Here is an 11,078-nt window from a genome sequence, read left to right on the forward strand (position 1 = left end):
GTCGACGAAGATGGCGCGCCTGCGTGATGGACAACCTGCCCGCCCACAAGGCCGCCGGCGTTCGCGGCGCGATCGAGACGGCAGGCGCGAGCCTGCTCTACCTGCCGCCCTACAGTCCCGACTTCAATCCCATCGAAAATGCATTCGCCAAGCTCAAGGCCCTCATGCGCGCCAAGGCGGAGAGGACCATCACCACTTTGTGGGGCGCTGTCGGTCCTGTCCTCGACCTCTTCACGCCGGCCGAATGCGCCAACTACTTCAGGGCGTGGCGCTGCTTGCCAGTGAGCGCCACATCTGCCTCTTGTTGTTAAGCGATGGTCTTCGGCTTTCCGCCTACTGCAGCAATCGCCGAGAACGACAGCGTCACCAAATATGCCGCGAGCATGCTGATGCCGCTCAACTTGAAGGCCTCCTCAAGCAAAACACTGCCTCGGAATTCCAACAGATCGGACAATGTCGAGAGAGCCAAGCAGGCCAAAGCAACGCCGAGCAGGAGCCACTGCGTTGTGTGCAGAATGGGCAACGTGCTGATCACAAACGCGATCAGGAAGGCGGCATACCCAGCCAGCACGATCGTTTCTGGTACGCCGACAAGATGAGCATGCTCATGCAACATGAAGAGGTCGTCAATGCATGCAATCGCTGTGAACAAACCGCCGAGGAGGAGCACGCGCCAACGCGTGTCTCTGATGCCCCTATGGGTCAGGAGCCACCAGGAAAACAGCGTTATTGCCGAGGCGGCCGCCCAAATCAGGACACCCAGATTTGAATAGGAGCCGTAATATGCAGGCTGACCAGCGACTGCATTGGTATCCCGGACCAGGTTCCAGTGGTCTATGTCGTACCGGAACTCAAGAACCAGAATTCCTCCGAGGAGGACGGCATTTAGCGAAAGGATCACGAAAAGCGCTGCCCACGCCTGGTTCCGAAGTGTCCAGGAAAATGGCTTTAGGAGTGGCGGCAGCCATTGTCGCGTCGTCGGGGCCACGTCCGTCACAGAAACGTCTCCAAAGCTTCACAATCAGCACTTAACGCCCTGATGAAGAAGAATTTGAGGCGAAACCGAAAGGATATCCCGGGCCTCTTCAAATTTGATATCAATGCGACTCGTCAGGCGAGTTGTCCGGCGATCCTAATCGGGGCGTTACTCCCGAATTGCTCTCCAAGGCGGAGGATCGGATCGCGTCTCCCTTCTCATCCTGTACGGCTCCGGTTTCCGCTTCCTGGCCTCCCGCTGACGCACGTGCGCTAGCTGCCCAAACCCCGCCGGCCGTTCTTCGGAACCGAATAGCGTTCGATACATTTCTTGGCGAAAGCAACGAGGAATCGTGACATGAAGACGCTCTGTTGCGTAGCGATTGCAATCTTGACGGCCGGCATGCCTGTGGCCGCCACGGCCGATCCCTGGAAGGACGAAAGCGGGCATGAGCGTTGGATGCGCTATGAGCGCGGCGATCGGGACTGGCATCCTCGCCATCGTCACCGCCATTACCGTGATCGAGATGATGATAATGTGGGTGCCGTAATCGGTGGCCTCGCGGCTGGCGCCATCATTGGCGGCTTACTTGCCAATCAGGCACGTTCGTCCCCTGCTTATCGCTCAGACCGGCATGTAGAATGGTGCCTGAGCCGCTATCGTTCATACGACGTGCGGACCGATACCTTCCAGCCCTATAACGGCCCGCGTCGGTACTGCGATTCGCCGTATCGATAGCGCCCGGTGAACAGCAAAGCCCTCCCGTCTTTCAGCGGAAGGCACAGCGCGTTATTCGCGAAGGTCGGATACCCAAGTCATCGATCAATATCAGGCGGTGAAAACCGGTGATGGTACTGCTCGCAACAAAACGTCTCGTCTTGTTCGATGGGCGGGCATCGATGGTGCCCGGTATCTAGAGTTGAAGGAGAACGTGACGATGAAGAAGCTTCTCGCAACGACGATATTCTGCGGCGCCTTGGCCATGCCCGCCCTTGCGCAGGATGAAACGATGACCTGTGCCGATTTCACAGAGCTTGATGCAACCGCGTAATCGGAAACCCTCGCCTCCATCCAGGGTGGCGCTGCGGCCGATATCGACACGGAGGCCACAGGCAGCGTAGAGAACTCCTCTGAAAACAGCGAGCTGGGCGCAACCTCCGGAGATGTGGGCGCGGAAGCGACCGAAGATACAATGGTCGGCACGGCTGCTGATGCAGGCGGTGAAATTACCGCGTCGGCCGTCACAGAAGCGTGCGCCGACAATCGCGATATGCTGGTTACGGACGCGATCGAACAGGCCAAGTCCAACTGAACCGAGACAAGAAGCACGGGAGACTGTGCGCCCTCTCGTCCAGAGAAACGCCGCCGCCCTTATGAGGCGACGGGGCTAATATCGCTGATCCCGAGGTGGCGCCTTCAAACCTTCGCAGCGGAGTTGATCACCGCCGGTTTGATGGCGGCGCAGATCTGGTTAACGCTGACTTGATGGGGAACAAATCGGTGGGCCGACGATTTGTATCCGGCAACGGCAGTTGCAAATCCCTCCCTGCAAGACCGGCCCAGGCATCCCTCCCACCTGGGTCGAATCGGGGGCGGCGGCACGCGCTAGACGTGCGACCATCGCAAGATCGGAACCCCCGGCGGCTGCAGCACCTGCAATCTCGTGGACGAGCACAGCGCCAGCAATGCCGCGCCGCCAGTTGGGTGAAACGGTGTCTCCCAGCGCCACGTCATCCGCGACGACCGCGATCTTGGCTGGGATGCCTTCCGAGCGCGCCATTTCGGCAGCGAGGCCAAAATTCAACCGGTCGCCGGTATAGATCTTGACGATGAGCAGGGCACCGGGAGGCCTACCTCGGGACGGCCAAATTCGATGGCAGGCCCGCCGGCCGGAGGTCTGGCGTGCCGCTGCTCATCTGCGCGAGCAGGTGGAGGCGGCACTGCAACGATTTCGGCCGGGGCCGGCCGCGGTCAAGATTGCCGAGCTCCGCTCGTACCGTTTCCTGCCGTCTCTACCAAGCTGGCCAGCCAGTTCAACCGCCAGTCACAATTTCTTTCTGGGGCTCATCAAAGATGAGAACGAGAATCATATTCTCGCCTTCGAATGCAGACTAGCTTTAGATGCGTAGATCCAAATCATCGACAGAGGATCGGTACGTGATAACTGATCATAACCAAATGGAAATTCTGTTGGCTGTTCGTCCTGCGGTCGCAGGTGATCCGGTTGATCACGCATATACACAGCAGACGAAGGCACCTTCTGTCGGGGCGCCAATCTTCAGTGACGGGAAACCGATCCTCCGCTGCCGCGTTCGGAATGGTCCAGCAAGAATACATGGAAAGGCTGCGGGGCTGATGAAACCGGTGCCGACGCGCGCCGATCCTCATCCGGCGCTGCGAGCCCGCAAACCCGGGTTTCAGCCAGGAACGAGAGATAGCACCATGTCATTGCAGGCTTGTCGTAGCGCCATGGTCGGCCGGGCTCTGATCGCTTTCGTCTCTGTCGTGATCGCCGATCCGGCTTTTGCCTATGTCGGCCCGGGGGCCGGCCTCACCGCGATCGGAACCATGGTCGCGGTCATCGCCGCGCTCGTTTTGGCCGTCGTCGGCTTTGTCTGGTACCCGCTGAAGCGCGCTTTTGGAAAGAAAAGACCCGCTGAGACGAAGGACGGCTCGAAGTAATGGCCCTTGCGGCGCTCATCGCCGGGCTGTTCGCCTTCGTCGCCGTGCTCAGGGGATTGAAGGTGCAGCGCCACGCTCTCGACGCCATCGGCGTCGCACAGGAGGCGGTGGGCGTGATCGCCGACCCGGATCTGACCGACGAGGTCAAGGAAAGGCACGTCCAGCGCGCGGCCCTCTCACTGCTCAGGAGCTTCGTCATCCTCCTGGGTATCGGCGCGGCAGCATGCGTGTCCGCAGCCGCCTTCGTCATCGGTGGAGACCTCTTTGGCTTGTTCAGCATCGAGCGGGCAATGGGGATTGCGACGAGCTGGCCGTTTATTCTCTGGTCTTCCGTGGGCGCCGTCGGCCTCTGGCTCGTTTTGGCCAGGGTTGGCGGGCGAGGGCAGTCCGCCGAGGCCGCCTCCGCGGCCGACGAGGTGCCTTACTCGGCGCTCGACAAGGCACTTCACAATTTCGCATTTGCTTCCCCGGAGCGGCAGCTCGCGCTCTCCTCGATCGAGGACAAGGTGTGGCGGCGCACGATTGACGCCGTCCAGGCCGAACGGCCGGTTTTCGTGACATCCCTGCCGCGCGCGGGCACGACAATCCTTCTCGAGCTTCTTGCCGGCCAGGGCGAGTTCGCCTCCGCCACCTACCGCAACATGCCTTTCACCATGGCGCCGCTGCTCTGGGGGCAGTTCTCGCGGGTTTTCCGCAAGTCCGGAGCGAAGGCCGAACGCGCGCATGGGGACGGGATCGCCGTGGATTTTGACAGCCCTGAGGCCTTCGAAGAAATGATCTGGATGGCGTTCTGGCCAGGGCACTACGGAAAGGCGCGGATCGGGCTCTGGACGGCGGCTGACCGGAAGCCAGATTTCGAAACGTTCCTTGCCCGGCATATGCGAAAGATCGTGGCCGGCAAATCCGGCGCGTTCCGCTACGTCTCCAAGGACAACGCAAACATTGCGCGCCTGCCGCTGCTCGCAGCAGCGTTTCCCGATGCGCAGGTGGTTATTCCCATTCGCAATCCTGCCGCGCAGGTTGCTTCGCTGATGCGTCAGCATCGCCGATTCTGCGAATTGCATGCCCGCGATCGCTTTGCGCGCCAGTATATGGAGGGAATCGGGCATTTCGAATTCGGGACGGCGCTGCGGCCGATAGCCTTTCCAGGCGCGCCAGAAGACGCTGGTGGGGCGGAGCACGCCGACTATTGGCTTCGCTATTGGATTGCCGCCTACGACCATGTCCTGCGCACGGCCCCGCGTGGGGCCGTCTTTGTCGACCATGACGCGCTCAGCGCCCGGCCCACCGACCACTTGCCGCTTTTTGCCGAGGTGCTTGGCGTGGGCGACCGGACGGCTTTCCTGGCGGCATCCGAAATATTCCGCGTGCCGAAACCGGCACCCGAGGTGCCGGGAGCTTCGCCCCTTCTCCTGCGGCGAGCTACCGCGCTGCATCGGGCGCTCCTTGCGCGAGCGTTGCGCGCGACAGCGCGAGAAAAAAAGGTGGTTTGATCGGTGAGAACGTCTGTTTCCGACCGTATCGGGCCTGCGTTTTTTGCCCTGTCTTTCGGGGTTCTCGCCGTGATCTACGGCATTTTTTCCGCCGGCCGGGGGTGGTTTCCAGCACCGCAGGTCGATCTGGCATACCGGACCCTTCTCGACCTTTCCACAAACTGGGAGAATGACCTCGCGCTCGTGCCCACGCGGCATCTGGTGGCGCCGGGCGGCGGCAATACCGGCCCGGATCGCGGTCTTTCGGGCGCGCCGGCGGGGGCTTCGTCGGAAGGCTATATCCTTATCGCCGGACTGAGCGAGAAACAGGACGAATCGTTCCACGTCGTCAGGCTTTTCGACGGCACGGGTCGGGAGGTTCGTCGCTGGCCGATACGTTATGAACTGCTCGATACCGAGAAAAAGCCTCAAAACGTGATGCTGCATGGGATGGAGGTGTTCGAGGACGGCTCGCTCGCCGTTACGTTTGACGCAGGCAACGCCATCACGCGGGTCGATGCTTGCGGAGAGCCGATGTGGACACGCAACGGCGCGTTCCATCACTCCATCGCGCGCGACGGCGAGGGGAGGATCCTCACTTGGCAGGACGAGACCGTGGTCTGGCTCGACGAGCGCTCGGGAAAGGCCGTGCGGACGCTCGCTATCGAGGACATGATCGCGGCCGGCGGCAGGGCGCAGCAGGCCACTTTCAATATCCGCACCAGAACACCCGAGAATGCGGAAGAGGAGGTTCGCTACCTAGCCGACCCGTTCCATCCCAACGATGCCGAGCCCCTGCGTGCCGAGATGGCGGACGCTTTCCCGATGTTCGAGGCCGGCGACGTGCTCATCAGCCTGAGGGAGCTTAATCTCGTCGCCGTGACGGACCCCGATACCGGGCGCATGAAATGGTGGCGGCACGGGCCCTGGTTCAAGCAGCACGATCCCGATTTCCAGCCCGACGGCACGATCACGATCTACGACAACGGCACGGGCGAGGGGGCAAGCAGGATCCTCAGGGTCCGTCCGGGCGAAGGCGCGGTGGAAACGGTCTTCGCGGGCTCCGAGGCGGTGCCGTTCTACAGCTGGCGCCGGGGGAAACACCAGGTCCTGGCCGACGGCAACATCCTTTTGACGGAGGCGGAAGGAGGGCGCGTCCTCGAGGTCACGCCCGAGGGTGAGATGGTCTGGGAGCGCCACATGGTCTGGGACGCCAAGCAGAACCTGATCATCACCGAGGCGCGGCACGTTCCTGCCGACTTCTTCGAAATCGGGGTGCCGAACTGCGCCCCAAGCTGAACATCAGACGTGTCGGCTGCTGCTGAGTGTTGTCAAAGCCAAATAGAACTGCGACGCGTTCAGCCAATTAGAAATGCGACACTTGCCGTCTCGGCCGGCTTCGACGCGAGCCCCGGCCGGGCGGCGCTGGTCAGGGTTGCAGAGCCGGTCGGGGGCGATCCAGCTTGACTCCCCGGCTTTAGCTTTGACAGCATGATTACGGCATGGTGGTGGCGAAGGGCAGGGGCCGAGCCTATGCTGCCCTTAGATGCTTCTGCTGGAAAGCCGTGATTGAGCCCGGCCCAGGCGTTCCCGCCACGCCTCGCGAACGCCTGTTTCGCGCCCTATCTCGGTCCTTCACGCAACTTTGGCGAGCTCCTCAAAGCTGCCCGCCTGCTTAGCCGTCCGTGATACTAATAATATGGTATCGCTGACGCACGCGACTGAAGGAGAGTGCTGTCATCTCTCCCGCAGCAGCGATGCGACTATTCCGGCAACGTGTCGGAGCGCTGTGTCCGTGGCCCGGCGGTGGTGCCAGGCGAGATGGAGGGGGAAGCCGGAGATCGGGATCGGCGGCGGGAAAGAGATAAGTTCGCCTTCGGCAGCCACAACGCGTGAAGGCAGCATGGCGATCATATCGGAGCCCTGAAGGAGCGACGGGACAATCTGGAAATTGGGCACGACGAGACCGACGCGCCGGGCGAGCCCGCGGCCGGCGAGCTCCGCGTCGAGCGGGGTTCGCGTATCGCCCCGGCCAGAGACGAGGATGTGCGGATAGCGCAGCCAGGTGTCGAGATTGAAGTTGCTGGCTGCGGGATGACCCTCACGCATGGCGACCACATAGTGCTCAACGAGCAGTTCCTCCCGGTGAAGTTTGTCCTCCGCTGGCGGGAAAACGGAAATGGCCAGGTCAGCCGTTCCTTCCATCAATCGAAGACGGGCGGCATCAGCGCCGTGCCATGGCTGGATTACAAGGTCTACGCCGGGCGCGGAATGCTGAAGTTCCTGCTGCATGGGCGCGATGACGAGCAGCGCCGGATAGTCCGCCATGGTGACCCGAAGGGTTTGGCGTATCTCGCTGAGCGGCACTTTCGGCGGATCGACCAGATCCACGACACCCGCCAACAGCGATTTCAGCGGCGCACGCAGCGCCTCGGCCTTCGGGGTCAGGCGCATAGTTCCGCGACCGCGTTCGAGAAGCTCGTCGCGAAAGACGTGGCGACAGCGTTGCAGCGCGGCCGATGCTGCCGGCTGGGACAGGCCGACCCGGTCGGCTGCGCGGCTGACATGGGCCTCGTCCAGAAGCGCGTCGAGCACGACGAGGAGGTTGAGGTCGAGCGATCTTAAATTCATACTGCGGATAATAGATTAGATTGAAAATCGATTGGAGTAATTTTGCAATCGGCGGCATCGTCTCTCCATTACAACCCAGAGAGAGGCGATCATGACCAAGACCCTCATCCTCCTGTTCCATCCCGACCTCTCACGGTCGAACGCCAATGCCGCGCTGGCCGCGGCGGCGGCAAGGCTGCCAGATATCGAAGTCGTCGATATGCAGTCTGCCTATCACGGTGGCATCGACATGTTCCGCGACGGTGAAAGCGAGGCGGCGCGCCTGCTCGCCGCCGGGCGAATCGTGCTCCAGTTCCCCGTGCAGTGGTATTCGACGCTACCCTTGCTGAAAGCGTGGCAGGACGCCGTACTCACGCGCATGTTCTATATCAACTATGAAACGGAAGGCCGCGTGCTGGAAGGGACCGAACTGATGGTGGCGGCGACCGCCGGCAATGTGCCGGAAGCCTATCGGGCCGGCGGGCGCAACATGTTCGAGATCGAGGCATTGTTTGCGCCACTTCGGGCCACTGCCAATCGCTGCGGCCTCGAATGGTCGCCACCCTTCGTCATCTATGAAGCCGACAAACTGCCGCCCGAGGCGCTCAAGGCCGCGGCAGAGGGCTATGCCGACCGGCTGGCGGCCTGGATCGCGTCAACCCCCACACGCGAAGCAAAGGTGGCCTGACCATGGCGAACAAGATGCACGACACTTTCGTTGACCTCGAACGCGGCACCCCGGCTGGTTCACCTGGTCGGCAAGGCTGCTGCCTATTGGACTTCTTGCCCAGTTCCTGAGCGCCGGCACCGCCCTTTTCCAGGACGGTGAGCTTTGGGGAGTGCATGCGGCAATCGGCGTCCTTTTTGCGATTCCGGCTCTCACCCTTGTTGGCGGTGCCCTGTTGGTTTCCCGCCTGCGGGGTTTTGGCTGGTGGGCTGGGCTCGTTTTCCTGCTCTATCTGGTCCAGGTGGTGCTGGCGGCGGGCTCGGAGCCATTGCCGCTCTCATTCCATCCGTTCAACGGGGCACTGCTTTTAACGGCAAGCCTGGTGCTGCTGGCCAAGGTCGAGCGCCGCCGCGCGCAGCCTGTGGTATTGAATACCGACTAGACCAGGAGAGTGAGTGATCCCGGCCTGGGGGTCGTCAGCCGAACGGCGGCTTATTCAGTTTCTTCGGCCAGAACCGGACAGGCAACAAACGGCCCCTGGGCCGCCGAGCAGCAATGCGCCCGGCCGTGCCGCGGCCGCTCCAAAAGGACGTTCCCCGCGGCAGTTTGTTAGGTCAGGAAGCGCCCCGCTAACCACAACCCATTTACCCGAAAAGAGAAAAGGGGCGCTGCTTGCACCCCTTCGTTTGAGGTTTCCCGGGCTGCAGGTCACATGTCCAATGTCTGAGCGATCTCGATCGTGCCGCCATGCGCCAGCATTGGGCAGCCCTTCGCCTTCTTGTGCGCGTCCTCGAGGCTCGAGGCCTCGATGAGGCTGTAGCCGGCAACGGGATTCGCGCCGCCGCCCTCGGCCAGCGAACCGTCGGACTTGACCGTGCTCGACTTCCCGACCGGGTTGCCGCCGTCGATGACGGCCGCTCCCATCGAGCCGAACCAGGCGCCCCAAGCGTCCATCGCATTCTTCTGCTCAGCGGGATCCGTGGGCGGCTTGGCGCCGTGTGCATGATACACAAACAAGTACTTTGCCATTGTCTCACTCCTTCATTTCCGTTCGATCTTGAGGCCTCAAGATTGGTGACTATCACCAGGCAATTGCCTTGCCAATGGCGTCAATACTGCTATCTCTGGCTCGATCGTTGTGAAGACTTAACAATTCTGGCGGCCAGACATGGACGATCAACGGGCTTTGCAGGAGGTGCAGTCACGGCTCGCCAAGAACGGCCTCGCTCGCAATGCCGGAGCGTCGCTCGATACCAGCATGGCAAAGGTTGCGGCTACCCTTCGCGACGCCGTGCTTGCAGAAGTTCCGGCATTCTCAGCCTCGGGTAATCCGGAGATTCTTCCGACCCTTGCGGCGCATGCCGGCGAGCACATTCACGAAATTCGCAGGTTGTTCGGTGGCGGCGACATCGGCGATTTTCAGTTTGTAAGGGCCCATGCGCAACGCAGGGCCGAGCAGTACTTTCCCCTCGAAGCAATCCTGCACTCCTATCGCTGCGGCCACCGGATCCTGTCCTGCTGGTTGCGAGATGCGGTCGTTGCGGCACGGCCCGCCAGGATCGAAGACGCGATTTCCGCAGTGGCCGACTTTGCGATCGAATATACCAACACGATCAGCACGATCATGGCTGCGGAGTATGTTGCGCAAACGCGCATTCTCGCCGAAGCTGAGGGCGACCGCCGCACCCAGCTTCTGAACATGCTTCTGAGCGGGTATGACGAATCGGACGCGAGATCAGCACGGTTGCTCAAACGAGCGGGCTATCTGGAGCAGCGCCATTCCTATTGCGTCGTCGTGGCGCAATCGATCAATCCGAGCGAGATGGAGCTTCCGGAGCGGGCACAGCGCATTGCGAATGCGATATCCGCCGCGATCGCAACCACGCCTATCCGGATGTTGGTCGGCATCCGCAACAGCATGGTCACGGCTGTGTTCTCGGATGTCCGGCGCCAATCGGGCTGGACCGCCCCGCAAGCAAATCTCGCCACACGCCTACATCCGCTCTTGCTCAGCCTTGGGCCGGCGGTTCTTATCGGCATGAGCACCGACAAACCGTCTACGTCTTTCCTCCCCAGGGCGTTGCAGGAGGCGACGATCGCGCTCGACTTTGCGAGCGTCATCAATCGGGTCGTGCAATTCGCCGAACTCGATTTAAGGAGTCTGATGCTGCATCGTGGAGGTGAATATGTCCGGTCCGTAGCTCCGCCGTGGACCTCATCGTTCGTCAATGCGGATGCGAAGGCCAAAGGCTCGCTTGTCCGCACATTGCGGGCGCTCGCCGATGCCGATCTGAACGTGCAAGAAGCCGGACGCCGGCTCGGCGTACATCCGAACACAGTCTATTCGCGCATCGGCCGCATTAAAGAACTCAGCGGCCTCGACGGCCAACGTTACCACGACCTGGTCGAGCTATTGCTGGCCGCCGATTGTTGGCACACTTGATTTGACACCAGAGCTGGTGACATCCGCTCCAGCGTCTGCCGAACGGCGGCCTACTCAGTCTTTCGGCCAGAACTGGACAGGCAGAAAACGGCCCCTTTTCGTCGAGTAGCAGCCGGACGGCTACGCGGACCAATCGGACATCTGCCTCAGGGATAAGTTCACCATGTTCCGGGGAGCATGCCAGCAATCCCCCGTTCAGAATATTCGACAGGAATTAGCCGGAAATTG

At 61.6% G+C, this 11,078-nt stretch carries 11 protein-coding genes and 1 pseudogene; 8 read left to right on the top strand and 4 right to left on the bottom strand.

The features are described from left to right. Positions 1 to 311, top strand: a 311-nt coding sequence (locus tag ACFP9U_RS20125; RefSeq protein ID WP_378624195.1) for a transposase, incomplete at its 5' end; no start/stop codon positions are given. On the opposite strand, the gene ACFP9U_RS20130 is transcribed toward ACFP9U_RS20125, so the two are convergent. Next, a complete protein-coding gene (locus tag ACFP9U_RS20130) occupies positions 308 to 997 on the bottom strand; it encodes a hypothetical protein (protein WP_378624197.1) in 690 nt (229 codons plus the stop codon). The genes ACFP9U_RS20125 and ACFP9U_RS20130 overlap by 4 nt on opposite strands. A 336-nt stretch (positions 998 to 1,333) precedes the next feature. Here ACFP9U_RS20130 and ACFP9U_RS20135 point away from each other — a divergent pair, with 336 nt between their 5' ends. Continuing rightward, positions 1,334 to 1,714 carry a BA14K family protein gene (locus tag ACFP9U_RS20135; protein WP_378624199.1) on the top strand — a complete coding sequence of 127 codons (381 nt, stop codon included), beginning with the start codon at positions 1,334 to 1,336 and terminating at the stop codon, positions 1,712 to 1,714. A gap of 832 nt (positions 1,715 to 2,546) precedes the next feature. Here ACFP9U_RS20135 and ACFP9U_RS20140 read toward each other — a convergent pair. Next, positions 2,547 to 2,825 (bottom strand): annotated as a pseudogene (locus tag ACFP9U_RS20140) (dihydroxyacetone kinase subunit DhaK); the annotation flags it as partial. 506 nt (positions 2,826 to 3,331) lie between these two features. Here ACFP9U_RS20140 and ACFP9U_RS20145 point away from each other — a divergent pair. The 3 genes from ACFP9U_RS20145 to ACFP9U_RS20155 are packed head-to-tail and all read left to right on the top strand — an operon-like array spanning position 3,332 to position 6,429. Further along, a complete protein-coding gene (locus ACFP9U_RS20145) occupies positions 3,332 to 3,658 on the top strand; it encodes a hypothetical protein (RefSeq protein WP_378624201.1) in 327 nt (108 codons plus the stop codon). Further along, a complete protein-coding gene (locus ACFP9U_RS20150; protein ID WP_378624203.1) occupies positions 3,658 to 5,151 on the top strand; it encodes a sulfotransferase in 1,494 nt (497 codons plus the stop codon). Before ACFP9U_RS20145 ends, ACFP9U_RS20150 begins: the two co-directional genes overlap by 1 nt. 3 nt (positions 5,152 to 5,154) lie before the next feature. Then, the gene (locus ACFP9U_RS20155; RefSeq protein ID WP_378624204.1) at positions 5,155 to 6,429 is read left to right on the top strand and encodes an arylsulfotransferase family protein; all 1,275 of its coding nucleotides are present in this window, start codon (positions 5,155 to 5,157) and stop codon (positions 6,427 to 6,429) included. A gap of 438 nt (positions 6,430 to 6,867) precedes the next feature. Here the strand turns inward: ACFP9U_RS20155 and ACFP9U_RS20160 are convergent, their stop codons facing one another. Next, positions 6,868 to 7,761 carry a LysR family transcriptional regulator gene (locus tag ACFP9U_RS20160; protein WP_378624205.1) on the bottom strand — a complete coding sequence of 298 codons (894 nt, stop codon included), beginning with the start codon at positions 7,759 to 7,761 and terminating at the stop codon, positions 6,868 to 6,870. A gap of 91 nt (positions 7,762 to 7,852) precedes the next feature. On the opposite strand from ACFP9U_RS20160, the gene ACFP9U_RS20165 reads away from it, so the two are divergent. Together ACFP9U_RS20165 and ACFP9U_RS20170 are read left to right on the top strand one after the other, a co-directional pair. Further along, positions 7,853 to 8,428 (top strand): NAD(P)H-dependent oxidoreductase, encoded by a 576-nt coding sequence (locus ACFP9U_RS20165; RefSeq protein WP_378624206.1) that lies wholly within the window; start codon positions 7,853 to 7,855, stop codon positions 8,426 to 8,428. Between the two features lie 151 nt (positions 8,429 to 8,579). Further along, positions 8,580 to 8,849: a DUF6220 domain-containing protein gene (locus ACFP9U_RS20170; RefSeq protein WP_378624208.1), complete on the top strand. Its 270-nt coding sequence runs from the start codon at positions 8,580 to 8,582 to the stop codon at positions 8,847 to 8,849. A gap of 266 nt (positions 8,850 to 9,115) precedes the next feature. Here the strand turns inward: ACFP9U_RS20170 and ACFP9U_RS20175 are convergent, their stop codons facing one another. Next, complete coding sequence (locus ACFP9U_RS20175; protein WP_378624210.1) at positions 9,116 to 9,436, bottom strand: YciI family protein; 321 nt, start codon at positions 9,434 to 9,436, stop codon at positions 9,116 to 9,118. A 139-nt stretch (positions 9,437 to 9,575) separates the two neighbouring features. Here ACFP9U_RS20175 and ACFP9U_RS20180 point away from each other — a divergent pair, with 139 nt between their 5' ends. Then, on the top strand, positions 9,576 to 10,850 hold the full coding sequence (locus ACFP9U_RS20180; protein ID WP_378624211.1) for a PucR family transcriptional regulator: 1,275 nt from the start codon (positions 9,576 to 9,578) through the stop codon (positions 10,848 to 10,850). Positions 10,851 to 11,078: the final 228 nt, after the last annotated feature.

Source organism: Nitratireductor sp. GCM10026969 (genome assembly GCF_042660605.1).
In the GTDB taxonomy this organism is placed as follows: Bacteria; Pseudomonadota; Alphaproteobacteria; order Rhizobiales; family Rhizobiaceae; genus Chelativorans.